This is a genomic window from Ruegeria sp. CE12, from assembly GCF_056537525.1.
In genome coordinates this window covers 609074-626674 of sequence record NZ_JBQFRS010000002.1, presented here as the reverse complement: position 1 = coordinate 626674, position 17601 = coordinate 609074, and the positions used below count along the sequence as shown (strand labels likewise).

Here is a 17601-nt window from a genome sequence, read left to right as displayed (position 1 = left end):
GGTTGTCGCAACAGTTTTGCCTAGCTTGCATGACAGTCCTGTGACGATCTACTCGGCCGCCTCCTTGAGCTTTTCGCCACCTTGCCGAATTGCCGCAAGCAATTCCTCGCGCCGTTTGGCAGCCTTGGTCTCATTGGCAATCAAAACCGGGCCAAACCCACGAATATCCAAGGGAAGCCGACCAAGAGCTGCAATAGCGTCTTTTGTCTCGGGCGAAAGCTTCGGCAATACCTCTTTCATGTCCTTTTCGTACTGCCGGATCAGCGCGCGTTCCATGCGCCGTTCAGCACTGTATCCAAAGATATCGAGCGGCGTCCCACGCAAACCCTTCATTTTGGCCATCAGCTTAAGCGGCCCTGACAGCCATTCACCAAAGGCGCGTTTACGAGGGCGACCATCAGACCCCTTACCACCCAGAATAGGCGGCGCGAGATGGAAGGTCATCTTGAAGTCACCATCAAATTCAGCCGCAGCCTTTTCTCGGCTGCTCAGCAACAAACGCGCGACTTCGTATTCATCCTTGTAGGACAACAGCTTGTGATATCCTTTGACGACCGCTTCTTTGACCTCACGGTCTTCAATGGCGTCAACAAGCTTGCGATAGCGCTTGGCAAGTCGGTTCCCTTGATAAGCCGTCAAATGCTCCACACGCAGATCAATCTTCTGATCCAGTGTTTTCGGCAGTTCGGTCACGCCAGGTTTCAGGATTTTGGCTACTTCATCTGGGTGCAAAACGGCCCAGCGACCAACCTCGAAGGCACGTTTGTTCCGTTCGACTGCGGCACCGTTCAGTTCTATAGCCTGCAAAATGGCCTCATGGCTGACCGGAAGCAGTCCACGTTGCCAGGCTGCACCAAAGACCATCATGTTGGAATAGATCGAGTCACCCATCACCGCACGTGCCAGATCGGTGGCATCGAACAGATCCAGGCCATCTTTCAGGCGGGCCTCGAGGGCCAGTTCCAAGCGGTCGCTTGGAATATTGAATTCGGTATCCCGTGTAAAATCGCCGGTGATGATTTCGTGGTTATTGACCACTGCGCCTGTCTGGCCGGTTTGCGTCAGACCTAACGTCTTGGCCCCGGCCGACACTACGAGATCACCACCGATTAACGCGTGCGCCTCTCCGGTTGCCACACGGATGGCGCTGATATCTTCGGGTTTGTTGGCTAGTCTGCAGTGGATATGAACCGCACCGCCCTTTTGGGCGAGGCCAGCCATCTCCATCATACCAGCGCCCTTACCGTCGATCTGGGCCGCCTGAGCCAAAACCGCGCCGATGGTAACAACACCGGTCCCGCCAACGCCCGTGATGACCACGTTATGCGTTCCCTTGATCACCGGCAGAGACGGATCTGGCAAGTCTGGCAGGTCCAGATCAGTTGTAGCCTCCTTGCGGATTTTTGCACCTTCGAGCGTCACGAACGATGGGCAGAACCCACTGAGACAAGAGAAGTCCTTGTTACAGCTTGACTGATCAATCGCACGCTTTCGGCCTAGTTCAGTCTCTTTTGGAACAATCGAAACACAGTTGGACTGAACGCCGCAATCACCGCAGCCTTCGCAGATATCGGTGTTGATGAATACCCGTTTGTCCGGATCAGGAAAGCTGCCCCGCTTGCGGCGGCGACGTTTTTCAGCGGCACATGTCTGAATATACACGAGGACAGACACGCCCTCTATCTCGCGGAATTTTTCCTGAACGCTCATCAGGTCAGCGCGTTCAAATGTTTCCACGTCTGACGGCAACGCCTTGAAGTTCACATCTTCCTTCTCGTCGTAGACCACCGCCACATGGCGCACGCCCATCGCTTTGACCTCACGAACGATCCGCTCGGCCGTCAGATCACCTTCGTTATCCTGCCCGCCGGTCATAGCAACGGCATCATTGAACAGGATTTTGAAGGTAATGTTGGTTCCTGCAGACAAAGCTGCGCGAATGGCCTGAACACCCGAGTGGTTGTAGGTACCGTCGCCAAGGTTCTGGAACACATGCTTTGTGGTCGAGAAAGGCTCCTCACCGATCCAGTTGGCACCCTCACCACCCATCTGGGTGAAGCCGGTCGTATTCCGGTCCATCCACTGCACCATGTAGTGGCACCCGATCCCAGCATAGGCACGGCTGCCATCTGGTACTTTGGTCGAACTGTTATGCGGGCAGCCCGAACAGAAATAGGGCAGACGGGTCGCAATCTCTTGCGCGTTGTCAGCCCGGCGCGCCTCGTTCAACTGGTCCAGACCGGCACGGACACCATCGGTATCACGCCCCTCCTCAATCAGGATTTCACCCAATTTTTCCGCAATCATGATCGGGTCGAGCGCGCCTCGGGTCGGGAACAGCTCCTCACGATGCAATGTGCCTGCTCCACCCTTGTACCAACCGTACACCCGACGCCCGCGACGGTCGTCGAAAATGGCTTCCTTAACTTGCACCTCAATCAGCTTGCGCTTTTCTTCGACGATAATGATCAGGTCCAGCCCTTCGGCCCAGTCGTGGAACCCCTTCATATCAAGCGGGAAAGTCTGCCCGATCTTGTAGGTGGTAATCCCAAGTCTTTCGGCCTCATTCTCGTCGATGTTCAGCAGTGACATGGCATGGACAAGATCCAGCCAGTTCTTACCTGCAGCGGCGATACCGATCTTGGCCCCGGATTTACCCCAGACCCGGCGATCCAGCCTATTGGCATGTGAAAAAGTCTCAGCCGCAAAGCGCTTGTAATCAATGACCCGCGTTTCCTGCAGATGTGGCGTATCACCCAATCTGATATTCAAACCACCCTCAGGCATGTCGAACTCGGGCGTGACAAGCCGCATACGATCCGGGCGACCATCGACAACCGAGGTTACTTCGATCGTATCCTTCATGGTCTTCAAACCAACCCAGACGCCTGCAAACCGGCTGAGCGCGAAACCATAGATGCCGTAATCAAGGATTTCCTGCACGCCCGCCGGGCTGACCACCGGCATGTACATGTCGACCAATGACCATTCGGATTGATGCAACACAGTCGAGCTTTCACCCGTATGGTCGTCGCCCATGGCCATCAGGACACCGCCATACTTGCCGGTTCCCGCCATGTTCGCGTGACGCATCACGTCGCCAGAACGGTCAACCCCTGGTCCTTTGCCGTACCAAAGACCAAAGACGCCGTCGAACTTGCCGTCTCCGCGCAACCCGGCTTGCTGGCTTCCCCACAAAGCGGTCGCCGCCAGATCCTCATTCAATCCAAACTGAAAAGTGACGTCATTCTCGGCAAGCTGCTTTTGCGCCCGCGACATTTGCAGGTCTACAGCGCCCAAAGGGGATCCCCGGTACCCAGTGACCAGACCGGCGGTATTCAACCCGGCATCACGGTCACGCGCCTTTTGCATCATCATGAGGCGAACAAGCGCTTGCGTCCCGTTCAGAAGAACAGGGCTTTTGGATAGATCGAAACGGTCGTTGAGCGATATTTTCGGCTGACTCATCTGACGTCTCCCCTCGTCGGATTAGTGTGCTGCATTTGTAAACATTTTAGGTCATAAAAGCTGACCCGTATAGTGATTTTCCCCTATTGCGTAACGATTTCGCCGTTTGAATGTGGAATTTGTTACCTCTTTCATATAGGGCTGCGTGAGGATAACGAAAGTTGCGGTTATGGATTGGGACAAGCTTAGAATATTTCACGCAGTAGCTGACGCGGGCAGTCTGACTCATGCGGGAGACAAGCTTAATCTGTCCCAATCTGCAGTCAGTCGGCAAATTCGCGCACTGGAAGAATCACTGGATGCCACCCTTTTTCACCGTCATGCACGCGGCCTGATTCTGACCGAACAGGGTGAGCTTCTGTTCGACGCCACTTCTGCCATGTCCAAACGATTGGATGCAGCTGCTGCGCGCATCCGGGACAGCGAAGATGAAGTGTTCGGCGTTCTTCGCGTAACGACCACCTTCGGGTTTGGAACCCTTTGGCTGGCCCCGCGCCTTCCGAAGCTTTATGAGCAATACCCTGATCTCAACATCGACCTGATGCTGGAAGAACGTGTTTTGGACCTTCCGATGCGCGAGGCCGACGTTGCGATCCGCATGAAAGAACCCAGCCAGGCAGATCTGGTGCGCAAACGGCTGATGACGGTTCAAATGCTGCTTTATGCGACCCGCGATTATCTGGACACCCATGGTGGCGCGCCTCAGACACTCGAAGATATCGCCAAGCATCGTTTGATCTGCCAGACCCCGTCAGCACCTCAGGTTGGCGCTGGCGCTTCGATGGTGCGGCATCTCATGACCTGTAACCCAAGTTCGTTGCTGACCGTGAACAACTATTTTGGTGTATTGCAGGGAGTACTGCACAATCTGGGTATTGGTGTGCTGCCTGACTATGTGACCGAAGATTTTCCTGATCTGGTCCCGATACTATCAGACATTGAAAGCGCCGATGTACCTGTCTATCTCGCCTATCCCGAAGAATTAAGACATTCTAAACGTGTCGCCGCCTTCCGGGATTTCGTTCAGGATGAGATCATCGCGCACCGCAAACATCTGAGGCAATTGGGAAAACTCTAGCTATGCGCCTATGACATAGCGGACATGTACCAATGTTTGTGAAAAAATCTTGAACGTACATACAGTGATAACTAAATGAGCACTCGAAGGCGGTGATGCTGAAACGCTCATCATCTTCATACCTCCCTGTTGGACTACGGCCGAGCTTAGTGCTCGGCCTTTTTTTTCGTACTTTGTAGTTTCGAAGGTCGCACCATCCCAATTTCACTGGGAATTTCCCCCCGATATGGCTATGATGCGGGAAAATAAACAAATTTTCTGCCTTCGAGGGAAAGCAAATGTTCCACCCACTACGCCTTGTGCTGGCGTTGCTTGCCGCGATTTGTTTCGCGGTACCAGCGTTCGCACAGGTGCCATCAACCAGCACCTCCTCTTCTGCACCCGCTCCGGTCACCATTCCAGATGATCTGACGCCCGATCAGGTGGACGATCTCGTCGCCCGTATGTCTGACGATCAGGTCCGCTCGATACTGCTTGAACGGCTTGATGCTGTTGCGGCCAAACAGGCTCAGGCACCTGCAAAGAAGGGTCTGGTAACGCGCGTCACCGAAACAGCCACAGCAATGGCTGCATCCTGGGTGGATGTAATCAGAAAGTTGCCGTCCCTTGTAACTTTGCAGATCGAAGCAATTACCAATTTTGGCAAGGCTTTTGGCTCAAGCGGCTTAATGACCTTGTTCGGCTTTACCTTCCTGGCGCTGGCCATAGGTTTTGCCGCTGAAAAGATCGTTGGTATTTGGACACGTCGTTGGATCAAAGCCGTTCCGGGAGATGCCGAACACGATTTGCGCGGAGCAGTCATGTTCCTGATCAAACGTTTTTGCCGGGAACTGCTGGGCCTAGTGGTCTTTTACTACACGCTCGTCTTTGTTGGTCGTCAACTGCTGAACCCCGAGCAAATCGCACAGGTTGCTCCATTCGTATTTTTCCTGATCTGGTTCCCAAGGCTTGGCGCTGCAATTTCCCGTTTCGTGCTCGCCCCCGAAAGGTCCGAACTTCGACTGGTTAACATCGACGATCATTGGGCCAAATACCTGCATCGCAACCTGATCGGTCTGTTCCTGCTGATCGGGTTCACCATGTTCATCATCCGCTTCAACACCCTCAACGGTGTCGAAATGGGCGAGACCCGACTGGGTTTCTGGCTGAACACATCGATCCATATCTATATCGGCCTGATTGCCTGGACCGCTCGCAAAGGTCTGAGCGACATGATGCGCGGCACCGATCCCGACCGGACCGAGTTTGATGAATGGGTAGCCGAATTCTATCCCTATTTCGCAATCGGCGTGTCCTTCGTCATGTGGTTCGTGGTTGAATATCTTGCAGCCACCAAAGACCCGCAGCTGGTCGCGATGGCCGCCGAAGGTGCACACTTTGCGACAATGTTCTGGTTGCTGATCTTGCCAGCGCTCGACACGCTGATCAGAGGATTGGTTCGACACCTGCAACCGCCCATCATGGGACATGGTGCAATCGCTGAACGTGCCTACAAATCCACGAAACGCAGCTACATTCGTATCGGTCGTGTTCTGGCCGGTATCTTCATCGTTCTGATGATCGCAAATGCCTGGGATCTGGACCTGCAGGAAATCGCGGGCGCCGGAACCGATGCTGGCGGACGTGTGATCCAATTCTTCATCCTCGTTGCCTTCGGCTACATCCTGAATGAGGTCGTCTCGCTCTGGATCAACCGCCGACTGGCGAAAGAAGAGACCGAAGGTCAAAGCCCCGATGAGGAAGCGGGCGAAGGCGGCGGTACAGGCGGTTCACGTCTGGCAACCGTCCTGCCACTGCTGCGCGTTACGGCACAGGTCGCAATTGCGGTTATCTTCGGCCTGCTCGCGCTGGGCGCTCTGGGAATGGATATTACGCCACTGCTGGCCGGTGCTGGTATCCTTGGTCTGGCCATTGGTTTTGGTGCACAGAAACTGGTTTCGGACATCGTAGGCGGTATTTTCTTCCTGATCGACGATGCCTTCCGTGTTGGCGAATACGTTGATGTCGGCGGAACCACGGGTACGGTCGAGAAAATCTCGATCCGCTCGATGCAATTGCGTCACCACCGCGGTCCGGTTCACACCATTCCTTATGGTGAGATTCAGAAGCTGACTAACTACAGCCGTGACTGGGTCATCATGAAACTGAAATTCACTGTTCCTTTCGACACGGATCCGAACAAAGTGAAGAAGATCTTCAAAAAGATCGGTGCCGAGATGATGGAGGACGAAACCCACAAGGATGGCTTCCTCCAGCCGTTCAAGTCACAGGGCGTGTTCGACTTTGACGATGTCGGCATGATCATCCGCGGTAAGTTCATGGCCAAACCCGGTAAGCAGTTCACGCTGCGCAAGGAAATCTTCAACCGAGTCAAAGCGGCCTTCAAGGAAAACGGAATCGACTTTGCCCGTCGCGAAGTGCGCGTCGCGATACCGGGACTCGAAGAAGCGGAAAACCTGTCCGACCAGCAAAAGGCCGCAATTGGCGCGGCCGCAAGTGATGCGGTCAACAAGGAACAGGGACCAGCCTGACCTAACCAACATGCAGGGGCAGCGGAGATATCTTCGCTGCCCCTTTTTCATTTCGAATAAGGTAAAGTGCATGCGACCTCATGCCATTACTCTATCTCTGCCAATTCTTGCCTGCAGCGCGTCTGTCACCATCGCCGGTTCGATCACGCTTGAGCCCAATGTCGATACTTTCGATGACGCACAGGAAGAAGAAACCGTAGGGTTTGGGAATGGCTCGGTCATTGTGGTACCCATTCCATTTTCAGATCCGACGATTGGTTCCGGGCTTACCCTTGCAGCAGGATATCTGTTCACAATTGATGAAGGTTCAAAACCTTCGCTGATTGGCCTAGCAGCTCTGAGGTCCAGCAATGGCAGCGAAGCTTATGGTGGCGCTGCAAATTTCGCCTTCGACAACAATCGCTGGCTGATCAAATCGCTCTATGCAAAGGCCAATATCAACTACGATCTCTTCACCCCCATCGGGCGTCTGCCGATCACCCAGGAAGGTGACCTTGGTCGGCTCGAACTGTCATACGGTTTCACACCGGATATTTCAGCAGGGATTGCGGTTCGTTATCTGAACACATCGATCAGCCCCGATGGTCTAGGCTTGCCACCTATACCGCCGCCATTCGATCGGTTTCTCAACATGGAAATTGTCACCCCCGCCTTGGTGGCCAACTGGGATACCCGCGACGACACCATCTATCCGACAAAAGGGTTCAATCTCAACTTTGAGGCGTCACATAGTTACACGCTCGAAGGTATCACTGGTGATTACTCCAAGTCGTTCGTGAACTTTACCAAGTACTTCAACCCTACTCCCAATGGCGTTATCGCAGCTCGAGTATCAACGTGCGCGGCATCGCAAGAGACTCCGTTCTTTGATCAATGTTCGTTAGGTGGGACAGACGCCTTTCGCGGGTTCCCGGTGACCCAGTTCCTCGACTTTCGCTCAGCCTCGCTGCAGGTAGAGTATCGCCATCAATTCACCAAACGTATCGGCGCTGTTGCGTTTGGTGGTGTCGGTCAAACCGGCGACAGCTTTTCCGATCTCTCAGGTGGTGGAACGCATTCCGCCTTTGGTTTAGGTGCGCGTTATCGCGTGTCCAAGAAGTTCCCGGTTGATTTTACGGTGGACTGGGCACGTAACAATCTGGATAAAGATCAGCTTTATATCTATGTCGGACAGCGCTTCTGAAGGGGCTGCGCGCTCTTGACCCTTCCCACCGGCGCGCCCTTGCCCTAAAAGGCGCCCAAACTCGGCCACCTTGAAAACAGGACAGACCATGCAAGAGCCCGCCATCACACCGGATCTGATTGCTGCACACGGGTTGAAACCCGAAGAATACGATATGATCCTTGAGATCATTGGGCGCGAGCCGAGCTTTACAGAACTGGGTATTTTCTCGGCGATGTGGAACGAACATTGTTCCTACAAATCCTCCAAGAAATGGCTTCGTACATTGCCAACTTCAGGCCCTCAGGTCATCTGCGGTCCCGGTGAGAATGCTGGTGTTGTCGATATCGGCGACGGTCAGGCCGTGGTCTTCAAGATGGAAAGCCACAACCACCCGTCTTACATCGAACCCTATCAGGGTGCGGCGACCGGCGTGGGTGGCATCCTGCGCGACGTTTTCACCATGGGTGCACGTCCGATTGCTTCGATGAACGCCCTGTCCTTTGGTGAGCCGGGTCATCACAAGACCCGCCAGTTGGTAAACGGCGTGGTTGAAGGCATTGGCGGTTATGGCAACTGCTTCGGCGTCCCTTGTGTCGGTGGCGAAGTTCGCTTCCACCCTGCATACAATGGCAACTGCCTCGTAAACGCATTTGCTGCGGGTCTGGCGGACAGCGACAAGATTTTCTACTCGGCAGCTTCGGGCGTTGGTATGCCCGTCGTCTACCTTGGCGCAAAGACAGGCCGTGACGGGGTTGGTGGTGCAACAATGGCCTCTGCCGAGTTCGACGACACGATCGAAGAAAAACGTCCCACCGTTCAGGTTGGCGACCCGTTCACAGAAAAACGCCTGATGGAAGCGACACTGGAGCTGATGCAGACCGGTGCTGTAATCTCGATTCAGGATATGGGTGCGGCGGGCCTGACCTGCTCGGCCGTTGAGATGGGCGACAAAGGCGGTCTGGGCGTACGCCTCGATCTGGAAACAGTACCGCAGCGCGAAGAGAACATGACAGCCTATGAAATGATGCTGTCCGAGTCTCAGGAACGCATGCTCATGGTTCTCAAGCCCGAGCTTGAGGCCGAGGCCCGCGCGGTATTCGTAAAGTGGGATCTGGACTTCGCCATCGTTGGCGAAACAATTGCCGAAGACCGTTTTCTGATCATGCACAACGGCGAAGTCAAAGCGGACCTGCCTTTGTCCAAACTCGCCTCGACCGCTCCGGAGTATGATCGCCCGTGGGTGGCGACACCCCAGGCTGAAGAACTGGCAGAAGTACCTCAGATCGATCCAATCGATGGTCTGCGCGCCCTGCTCTCTTCACCAAACTATGCCGGCAAACAATGGGTCTACGAACAGTATGACACTATGGTTATGGCCGACACAGCCCGCACGCCGGGTCTGGGCGCGGGCATGATCCGTGTACATGGAACCGACAAGGTACTGGCATTCACGTCGGACGTGACGCCGCGCTATGTCCGGGCCAACCCTGAAGAAGGTGGCAAACAGGCTGTAGCCGAAGCGTATCGCAACCTGACAGCAGTTGGCGCCAAGCCGCTGGCGACAACTGACAACCTGAACTTTGGCAACCCGGAAAAACCCGAGATCATGGGTCAGTTCGTTGGCGCGATACAGGGTATCGGCGCTGCGGTAGCTGCTCTGGACATGCCAATCGTGTCAGGCAATGTCTCGCTTTATAACGAGACAGATGGACAAGCGATCCTGCCTACTCCGACCATTGGTGCGGTTGGTCTGCTGTCTCACACCGATGAAATCATTGGCAATGAAGTGCGTGAAGGTCACGTTGCGATGGTGATTGGGGAAACCAATGGCCATCTGGGTCAGTCCGCTCTGCTGGCCGAAGTCTTCAATCGTGAAGACGGCGATGCGCCGCATGTTGACCTTGAGGCCGAGCAGCGCAACGGCGAATTTATCCGCGCGAACCGCGACATGATCAAAGCCTGCACCGATCTGGGTGACGGAGGCCTTGCTCTGGCAGCGTTTGAACTGGCCGAGGCCGCCAAAGTCGGCATTCACCTGGATGACGCATCAACCGAATTCCTGTTCGGTGAAGATCAGGCGCGTTATCTGGTTGCCTGCAATTTTGATCAGGCCGAAGCGCTGATGATCGCCGCAGGTCAGGCAGGTGTTCCATTGGTATCTGTGGGTCGCTTCACCGGTGACAGCGTCAAGATCGGCGCATCCGAGGCACCTTTGGAAGAGTTAACAGCAACCTTCCGGTCCAGCTTTGCCGAGGCCGTGGCCTGACCGCTGGCATCAGATAGCGAAAACTCAAAATCCTGCGCCTGATATACGGCGCAGGATTTGCTATTTCTGAGAGCGCTGCACACCCTTGCACGGGCTCCTGCATCGCTCTACATCTTGATAAAGACCTTCAGGAGAAACCTACATGCCGATGAGCGCCCACGAAATTGAACACCTGCTGCGAGAAGCCTTTCCCGATGCGGAAATTCAGGTCGGCGGGCATGATGGTGTTCATATGTCTGCAATGGTTGTGGACGAGAGCTTTCGCGGGAAAAACCGGGTTCAGCAGCAACGTGCGGTTTATGCAGCACTAAAGGGCAAGATGGACGGCCCCGATGGTGAGCTTCATGCGCTGGCATTGACAACGAAAGTGCCGGAGTGATGCAAACAGCGATGGTCATTGCTGGAATTCTAGCAGCTGTGATCCTCGTGGCCCTATTGGCACGCAGCAGAGCCAAATCAGATCCCAAACCGGAGCGTGGAATAGAACCCGGGCAAGGCGAGCAGCTTGTAAATGCGAGCTATGACTCCGGCGGAGGTGGTGGACACGGAATTGTGGTTCGTGTTCCCAAAGACCCTCAGGAGTATGCCAAAATCATGACTCCAAAGAAATGAGTAACTGGATCATCTGGATTGGAGGAGCAATCTTGGCGCTCGTGGTTGCCGCTGCCTTGATCGAGGCCTATCTGAAGCGCAACACCAAACGCCGGTTATCAGACATGCGTCCGGACCCCGAGGCTTTGAAACGCCGACCTTGGGAGCCTGACGGGGTGACGAAAGTTGCCGATATCGACAAGGTTCACGAAGCGAACCAGAAAATAGAAGAACGGAGTTCGCGGCAAAGCCGCCAATCCCTCTGACGAAATGACAGCCCGCGCATACGGGTAAGATTAAGGAAACGCGAAATGAGCGACGTTAAGACCCAAATCGACGAAACCGTCAAAGCCAACGATGTGGTGCTGTATATGAAAGGCACCAAGGAAATGCCGCAATGCGGGTTCTCTTCACGCGTGGCTGGTGTTCTGAACTATATGGGCGTGGACTACACTGACGTGAACGTTCTGGCCGATGAGGAAGTCCGCCAGGGCATCAAGGATTATTCCGACTGGCCAACCGTTCCGCAGCTTTACGTCAAAGGCGAGTTTGTCGGTGGCTGCGATATCATCACCGAGATGACGCTGTCTGGTGAGCTGGATACTCTGTTTGACGACAACGGTGTCGGCTACAACAAAGAAGCAGCCGACAAAATCCGTGAGGCTAACGCCTGATCAGGCATTACCGGCTGGTACATTCCTGATAAATCACCTGCTCATTGGCGGCAGATCCTGCCGCCTGATAGCTGATCGTAGCATTCCAGCCCTTGGAGCGAAGGATATAGGTTCCGTCGCTCCCTACCGACTCGTACCGAATGCCCGAGCCGCTAGGCACCTGACGCATTGCCACCAGGCTGTTATCCACAATCAAGGCTGCTGCACCGGACCCGTCTGAGGCGTTGAAATAGCTAACAGGCACCGGCACGTTGTTTTCACAGGTAAAGGTAACCGACAGGATATCAATCTCGGCCAGCGCTGCGGTGGCGGGCACCATCATCAGTGCTCCGCAGGCGATTGCGCGCAGTTTGTTCATTTTGCAGATTTCTCCTCGACAACCGATGCCAGCGCCTCTGCCCTTGCGGCCAATTCAGCCAGTGTATCGGTGACCGATGGCGGTACTACGGCAACTTCTACACGCTCGGGTTCGGGCGCAGGCGCGTTCTTCAGGTTTGTCAGTTCAGCTTCGACTTCGGCCAGTTTGGATTCGACGGATTTGATACGATCCTCGCTGGCTGCTGCTTTGTCAGCCAGCATCAGACCCGCCATCAGCAGCATCCGTGATTCCGGCATGCGCCCGATCTGGTCCGACAAGACCTGTGCTTCGTCGTCCAACATCTTGGCAGCAGATTGCAAGAACACCTCTTCGCCTTCCTGACAAGAGACTTCAAAGCCGCGTCCACCGATATGAATGGTTACTTCGGGCATTATTCCACCTCTCCTTCAGCCAGATTGGCATGGGTCAACAATGGCTCCAGCCGCGCCAGAACAGCGTGGGCTTCGGCTGCGTCCGTTGCTCGTGCAGCCCGGGTCGCCTCAAGCTCGGCAACGGTTGCGCGGTTCAGCAATTCAGCATCCGGCACACCATCTTCGGCTGCGGCACGCAGTTCCTCAACCGCTTCGCGCAACTGATCGTTTGCCTTGCGCAGTCGCTGAAGATCGTCATCAAGGCGAGACATCGCCGCGCCGTGGCTTGCGCGTTCGGCCCGCAGCATATCCAGCTCTGCGCTTAGTTCCGCGACCCTTTCGCTGTCGGCAAGCTCAGACCGAAGCTTTGCAATTTCGGTTTCCAGCTCCTGTGCCTTACCCGCAATTGGCTTGAGTTGTTCCAACTCTGCCCGTAGCGGTGCCGGATCTTCGACGTTTTCTTGTTCGGCGCGCAGCGATTCAATTTCGGCTTTGAGCGCCGTAACTTCATCACGATCTTCCAGAGCTGCTTTAGCTTCGGCCAGTTCGGCCCGTGCAGCCTCAACTGCGGCCAGCTTCTCGGCGGCTTCAGCAAGCTGTTGACGCAAGCCATCGGCCTCGGCGCTATCTACCGGTTGCGCCCGCAGCGTTTCGATGTCGGCGCGCATCGCGTCGATTTCCTGATCGTGTCTTTCTTTCAGGGATTTGAGGCGTTCTTCTAACTGAGCATTCGCGACCCGCTCTTCATCAAGTGCTGCGCGCAGTTCCTGATCCTGATTTCCGCCAGCGGGGGCCGCCTCACCCAATGCCTCGACGCCCGAACCGATCCGCTCCATGGCGGCTACTATACGGCGCTGTAGTTCCTCGATCTGACTCATGCCCCTGTCACCTCTTTACCAAGGTTCATTCTGTTGCTCGGTTGGCCGAATCGAATCCAGCCCCGCTCGTCCCTAGTCTAACGGAATGTTCCGGAAAATACCCACTCTTTGCTTTCAAGTACTTGAGCACCACTGTTGAACCAAGGACGGCGTGTCACGCCCGGTTCTGCTTGCACTTTGAGGGTTGGATGGTATTGAGCGCGCAATCTGCCTGTAATCCAAAGGAACAACACCCGTGGACCTGACTGCGCTGCGTACTGCCAACCCCGAACACTGGGACAAGGCTGCGGCTATCCGCACCCTGACCCTTGATGCTGTTGCCGCTGCCAATTCCGGCCATTCCGGCATGCCGATGGGCATGGCCGATGTTGCGACCGTGCTATTCGAAAAGCACCTGAAGTTTGACGCATCGGCCCCGAACTGGCCTGACCGGGACCGCTTTATCCTGTCGGCTGGCCATGGTTCGATGCTGGTCTATTCACTGTTGTATCTCACGGGCCACGGCGATGTTACGCTGGAAGAAATCAAAAACTTCCGTCAGTTGGGCGCCAAAACTGCAGGCCACCCCGAGAACTTCCTGGTGGATGGCATCGAAACCACGACTGGCCCACTGGGTCAGGGCATTTCCAACGCCGTTGGCTTTGCCATGGCCGAGGAAATTCAGCGCGCGCATTACGGCAAGAAGGTCGTTGACCACTATACTTACGTGATTGCAGGCGACGGCTGCCTGATGGAAGGCGTCAGCCAAGAGGCAATCACCCTCGCCGGTCGCCACGAGCTGAGCAAACTGATCGTCTTCTGGGACAACAACAACATCACCATCGATGGAACAGTTGATATCGCCGATCGTACGGACCAGGTTCGTCGATTTGCAGCATCAGGCTGGCATGTCATCGAAATTGATGGTCACGACCCCAAGGCGATTGATGCGGCGATCATCCAGGCTAAGAAATCCAACAAACCGACAATGATCGCATGCGAGAGCCACATTGCTCTTGGTCATGCTGCGCAGGATACGTCGAAAGGCCACGGTGCGCTGACTGATCAGGACCAGTTGAAAGCTGCCAAAGACGGTTATGGCTGGCCGCATGACGCGTTTGAAGTTCCAGCCAACGTGAAATCCGCATGGGAAGCTATCGGAGCCCGTGGTGCGTCTGAACGCGCTGCCTGGGAAGAGCGTTTCGCGCAGCTATCCGAGCGCAAGCAGGCCGAGTTCAACCGCGCTTATGCGTTTGAAGCTCCCAAGAAACTGGCAGGTGTCATCCGCTCGTTCAAAAAGCAGATGTCGGAAGATCAACCGAAACTGGCCACCCGCGCATCGTCTGAGAAGGTTCTGAACGTCGTGAACCCGATCATGACGGAAACCGTAGGCGGTTCGGCTGACCTGACCGGTTCGAACAACACCAAATCTTCGGATATGAGCGTGTTCCTGCCCGAAAACCGCAAGGGTCGCTATATCCACTACGGTATCCGCGAACATGGCATGGCAGCCGCGATGAACGGCATGGCGCTGCATGGCGGCATCCGCCCCTATGGCGGTACGTTCATGGCCTTCACCGACTATGCGCGCCCGTCTATGCGTCTGGCAGCACTGATGAAGGTACCGTCTGTCTTCGTCATGACCCATGACTCGATTGGTCTGGGTGAAGACGGCCCAACCCACCAGCCAGTCGAGCATCTGGCGATCTCGCGCGCAACGCCGAACACCTATGTGTTCCGCCCAGCAGACACCGTTGAGACCGCCGAAGCATGGGAACTGGCGTTGACCTTCAAGGACAGCCCTTCCGTCCTGTCACTGACCCGTCAGGGTGTGCCGACCGTACGCACCCAACACAAAGCCAAGAACCTGACCGCACAGGGTGCCTATGTTCTGGCAGAGGCCGAAGGTAAGCGTCAGGCAATCCTTATTGCCACCGGTTCCGAGGTGTCCTTGGCGATGGAAGCCAAGGCTAAGCTCGAAGCTGAAGGCATCGGAACCCGCGTTGTTTCCTTGCCCTGCATGGAATTGTTCGCACAGCAGGACGAAAGCTATCGCAAGCGCGTTTTGCCCGGTGGTCCGGTCCGCGTCGGCATCGAGGCCGCCGTCCGCGCCGGAGGCTGGGATCGCTGGCTTCTGGGTGAACGCGGCCGCGAAACCAAGGCTGGTTTCATTGGCATGTCGAGCTTTGGTGCATCCGCCCCCGCTGGCGAGTTGTACAAGCACTTTGGCATCACAGCCGAGGCGACTGTTGCCAAGGTTAAGGAACTGCTAGGCTAAACCCGCGTTTCGCAGGCAAACTAGGCTATAGAAAGCCCCGGTCACGACCGGGGCTTTTTTAATGGATGCATTACTTGTCAGACAAAGATGATGACGGATTGCATCCCGTCTACCACAAGCTCTCCATCCGTATTCCACATCCGCATCACTTGCGAGCTATAGCCATCTCGACCAGCAGTCAGTTGGTTTTCCATCAGCCACCAGCCGTCGTCGGTTTGAACCGTCTCGGACAACAGGTTCACCATCCAGTTCATCGACGAATTCGCGCCCGGCTTTGTCAACAGCGAGAAAATACTCGGCGGCAGCACATCGGCCAGCGCTATCAACCCTTCGATTCGATCCCGCATTCGTTCATCCCTGTGACGAGCCCAGACCCGTACATACCCGCTGTCTGAACCGGTGAACGGTAGCGCCCCCTCGATAAGCCGAACATCAAAGTTGTTAAAAAACGGGATGGGTCCTTTGGTGACGCCGGGCGGCAGATAACCGGGGGTATCCTCTGGTGCCGGGCTGGGTATGGGCGGACACGCAACCGAGACCAGGCTTTGTTGTGCCGCACCGAACGAGAAGGTTCCCATCGCCGCAGTCGTTCCGCCGATGTTGGCCCGAGCGCTCAGCGTGGTGACATTGCGACCTTGTCTCAACATCTCGGTTTCGATGGACGGCCCTTCGCCAATAGGAGCCGTAAAATTGATCAGGGCCGAGCGAAGCGGTGGCAGATCGTGATGCTGTGTACGTGCAGCGTTGAGCAACATAGCGGCCGTAAATCCGCCAAAACTCGTACGTCCCTGCATCCAGTTCGGCGGCAAGGGACATTGGACGCGCCCCTCGCTGCATTCTACAGCATCAAGGGCGTCCGAAAGTGTGCATTCGGTCATGGGACTCTCAATTCTTCAGGTCACGCCGAACATAAGAACACGGCATGACCTGGACATCTGTGACCTTGCGTCAGTGCTTTTGAGAGTCGCCCGATTTGCTGCTCAGGAGCGGTGCGATGAGCTTTGTGGCCACTGGAATCAGAACCATCCCCCAAGCCAGACCAAAAATGCCGTCCATCGTGGCTTTGGACACCCATTCCACAACTGCAGTCCACTGATCCGACACGGAATGCCCGATGGCATAGGCCCAGTCGTGTATGTGGTGGCCCAACCAGCCAAAACCCAGCACTTCCATTCCGTGAATGATGATCGATCCACCAACCCATAGCATCGCAGCGGTGCCGACGATCGAAAGCACTTTCATTACGGCTGGCATCGCCTTGACCAACCCGCGCCCCAAACCGCGTCCTATTGGCGTAGGCGCGTTGTTCGCCAGATACAGCCCGACGTCATCCATTTTTACGATCAACGCAACAGAACCGTACACCGCCAGCGTGACCCCGATTCCGACCACTGCAAGTGTTGCCGCTTGCATCCACAGATTCGGAGCCTCAATGGCCGCCAGCGCAATTGTCATAATTTCCGCTGACAGGATAAAGTCGGTCTTGATGGCCCCCCTGACCTTTTGCTCTTCCAGATGGCCGGGATCGCGCACATTCATGTCGTCTTCGATCACGTGATTGCCATGCGGAAACAGTACGTGAAAGATTTTTTCGGCCCCTTCGAAACATAAGTAGGACCCGCCGATCATAAGCAGAGGCGTTATCAGCCAGGGGGCCAGGTTCGCCAATAGCAAGGCGACCGGAAGCAACAGAATAATCTTGTTGAACAGAGATCCGCGGGCAATGCGCCAGATGATCGGCAGCTCGCGCGCTGGCGCAAATCCCTGAACGTATTTTGGAGTGACGGCTGCGTCGTCAATGATCACACCGGCTGTTTTCGCCCCGGCCTTACCTGCAGCCGCGACCACATCGTCAACGGACGCCGCCGCAACCTTGGCTATCCCTGCTACATCGTCCAACAGGGCCAACAAACCGCTCATGGTGCTTCCTTTCCTTTCACCTGCCGCATTCGGAACCTACCTGA

At 55.6% G+C, this 17601-nt stretch carries 15 protein-coding genes; 9 read left to right on the top strand and 6 right to left on the bottom strand.

Annotated elements, in window-relative coordinates:
- Nucleotides 1-48 precede the first annotated feature (48 nt).
- Nucleotides 49-3468: an indolepyruvate ferredoxin oxidoreductase family protein gene (locus ACR0IO_RS07905; protein WP_480740606.1), complete on the bottom strand. Its 3420-nt coding sequence runs from the start codon at nt 3466-3468 to the stop codon at nt 49-51.
- A 169-nt stretch (nt 3469-3637) separates the two neighbouring features.
- On the opposite strand from ACR0IO_RS07905, the gene ACR0IO_RS07900 reads away from it, so the two are divergent.
- From ACR0IO_RS07900 to grxD, 8 genes are all read left to right on the top strand, one after another.
- Nucleotides 3638-4546, top strand: a complete 909-nt coding sequence (locus ACR0IO_RS07900) for a LysR family transcriptional regulator (RefSeq protein WP_155147021.1) — start codon at nt 3638-3640, stop codon at nt 4544-4546.
- 278 nt (nt 4547-4824) lie between these two features.
- Complete coding sequence (locus tag ACR0IO_RS07895) at nt 4825-7077, top strand: mechanosensitive ion channel family protein (RefSeq protein WP_155147023.1); 2253 nt, start codon at nt 4825-4827, stop codon at nt 7075-7077.
- A 70-nt stretch (nt 7078-7147) separates the two neighbouring features.
- On the top strand, nt 7148-8260 hold the full coding sequence (locus ACR0IO_RS07890) for a BamA/TamA family outer membrane protein (protein ID WP_480740603.1): 1113 nt from the start codon (nt 7148-7150) through the stop codon (nt 8258-8260).
- Between the two features lie 88 nt (nt 8261-8348).
- On the top strand, nt 8349-10508 hold the full coding sequence (gene purL / locus ACR0IO_RS07885; protein WP_480740602.1) for a phosphoribosylformylglycinamidine synthase subunit PurL: 2160 nt from the start codon (nt 8349-8351) through the stop codon (nt 10506-10508).
- A 142-nt stretch (nt 10509-10650) separates the two neighbouring features.
- A complete protein-coding gene (locus tag ACR0IO_RS07880) occupies nt 10651-10887 on the top strand; it encodes a BolA/IbaG family iron-sulfur metabolism protein (RefSeq protein ID WP_155147029.1) in 237 nt (78 codons plus the stop codon).
- Nucleotides 10887-11120: a hypothetical protein gene (locus ACR0IO_RS07875; RefSeq protein ID WP_480740600.1), complete on the top strand. Its 234-nt coding sequence runs from the start codon at nt 10887-10889 to the stop codon at nt 11118-11120. Before ACR0IO_RS07880 ends, ACR0IO_RS07875 begins: the two co-directional genes overlap by 1 nt.
- Nucleotides 11117-11365 (top strand): hypothetical protein, encoded by a 249-nt coding sequence (locus ACR0IO_RS07870; protein ID WP_480740599.1) that lies wholly within the window; start codon nt 11117-11119, stop codon nt 11363-11365. Before ACR0IO_RS07875 ends, ACR0IO_RS07870 begins: the two co-directional genes overlap by 4 nt.
- A 45-nt stretch (nt 11366-11410) precedes the next feature.
- Nucleotides 11411-11773 (top strand): Grx4 family monothiol glutaredoxin, encoded by a 363-nt coding sequence (gene grxD, locus ACR0IO_RS07865; protein WP_155147033.1) that lies wholly within the window; start codon nt 11411-11413, stop codon nt 11771-11773.
- 7 nt (nt 11774-11780) lie between these two features.
- On the opposite strand, the gene ACR0IO_RS07860 is transcribed toward grxD, so the two are convergent.
- From ACR0IO_RS07860 to ACR0IO_RS07850, 3 genes are read right to left on the bottom strand one after another with little or no spacing between them, the layout of a single operon-like run.
- Complete coding sequence (locus ACR0IO_RS07860) at nt 11781-12131, bottom strand: MliC family protein (RefSeq protein WP_480740597.1); 351 nt, start codon at nt 12129-12131, stop codon at nt 11781-11783.
- Nucleotides 12128-12523, bottom strand: coding sequence for a cell division protein ZapA (locus ACR0IO_RS07855; protein WP_155147037.1), 396 nt, complete (start codon nt 12521-12523; stop codon nt 12128-12130). Before ACR0IO_RS07855 ends, ACR0IO_RS07860 begins: the two co-directional genes overlap by 4 nt.
- Nucleotides 12523-13380, bottom strand: coding sequence for a hypothetical protein (locus ACR0IO_RS07850; protein ID WP_480740595.1), 858 nt, complete (start codon nt 13378-13380; stop codon nt 12523-12525). The genes ACR0IO_RS07855 and ACR0IO_RS07850 overlap by 1 nt, the downstream gene beginning before the upstream one ends.
- 235 nt (nt 13381-13615) lie before the next feature.
- Between ACR0IO_RS07850 and tkt the strand changes: the two genes are divergently transcribed.
- Complete coding sequence (gene tkt, locus ACR0IO_RS07845) at nt 13616-15637, top strand: transketolase (RefSeq protein WP_480740593.1); 2022 nt, start codon at nt 13616-13618, stop codon at nt 15635-15637.
- A gap of 77 nt (nt 15638-15714) precedes the next feature.
- On the opposite strand, the gene ACR0IO_RS07840 is transcribed toward tkt, so the two are convergent.
- Nucleotides 15715-16515: a thioesterase family protein gene (locus tag ACR0IO_RS07840; protein WP_480740592.1), complete on the bottom strand. Its 801-nt coding sequence runs from the start codon at nt 16513-16515 to the stop codon at nt 15715-15717.
- A 70-nt stretch (nt 16516-16585) separates the two neighbouring features.
- Nucleotides 16586-17557 carry a DUF808 domain-containing protein gene (locus ACR0IO_RS07835; protein WP_480740590.1) on the bottom strand — a complete coding sequence of 324 codons (972 nt, stop codon included), beginning with the start codon at nt 17555-17557 and terminating at the stop codon, nt 16586-16588.
- Between the last annotated feature and the right edge of the window lie 44 nt (nt 17558-17601).

Excerpts from the sequence above, each read along its gene's own strand:
- ACR0IO_RS07895 (WP_155147023.1), top strand. The coding sequence starts at position 4,825 with ATGTTCCACCCACTACGCCTTGTGCTGGCGTTGCTTGCCGCGATTTGT.
- ACR0IO_RS07880 (WP_155147029.1), top strand. The coding sequence starts at position 10,651 with ATGCCGATGAGCGCCCACGAAATTGAACACCTGCTGCGAGAAGCCTTT.
- purL (WP_480740602.1), top strand. The coding sequence starts at position 8,349 with ATGCAAGAGCCCGCCATCACACCGGATCTGATTGCTGCACACGGGTTG.
- ACR0IO_RS07900 (WP_155147021.1), top strand. The coding sequence starts at position 3,638 with ATGGATTGGGACAAGCTTAGAATATTTCACGCAGTAGCTGACGCGGGC.
- ACR0IO_RS07835 (WP_480740590.1), bottom strand. The coding sequence starts at position 17,557 with ATGAGCGGTTTGTTGGCCCTGTTGGACGATGTAGCAGGGATAGCCAAG.
- ACR0IO_RS07855 (WP_155147037.1), bottom strand. The coding sequence starts at position 12,523 with ATGCCCGAAGTAACCATTCATATCGGTGGACGCGGCTTTGAAGTCTCT.
- ACR0IO_RS07850 (WP_480740595.1), bottom strand. The coding sequence starts at position 13,380 with ATGAGTCAGATCGAGGAACTACAGCGCCGTATAGTAGCCGCCATGGAG.
- ACR0IO_RS07875 (WP_480740600.1), top strand. The coding sequence starts at position 10,887 with ATGCAAACAGCGATGGTCATTGCTGGAATTCTAGCAGCTGTGATCCTC.
- ACR0IO_RS07870 (WP_480740599.1), top strand. The coding sequence starts at position 11,117 with ATGAGTAACTGGATCATCTGGATTGGAGGAGCAATCTTGGCGCTCGTG.
- ACR0IO_RS07840 (WP_480740592.1), bottom strand. The coding sequence starts at position 16,515 with ATGACCGAATGCACACTTTCGGACGCCCTTGATGCTGTAGAATGCAGC.
- grxD (WP_155147033.1), top strand. The coding sequence starts at position 11,411 with ATGAGCGACGTTAAGACCCAAATCGACGAAACCGTCAAAGCCAACGAT.
- ACR0IO_RS07860 (WP_480740597.1), bottom strand. The coding sequence starts at position 12,131 with ATGAACAAACTGCGCGCAATCGCCTGCGGAGCACTGATGATGGTGCCC.
- ACR0IO_RS07890 (WP_480740603.1), top strand. The coding sequence starts at position 7,148 with ATGCGACCTCATGCCATTACTCTATCTCTGCCAATTCTTGCCTGCAGC.
- ACR0IO_RS07905 (WP_480740606.1), bottom strand. The coding sequence starts at position 3,468 with ATGAGTCAGCCGAAAATATCGCTCAACGACCGTTTCGATCTATCCAAA.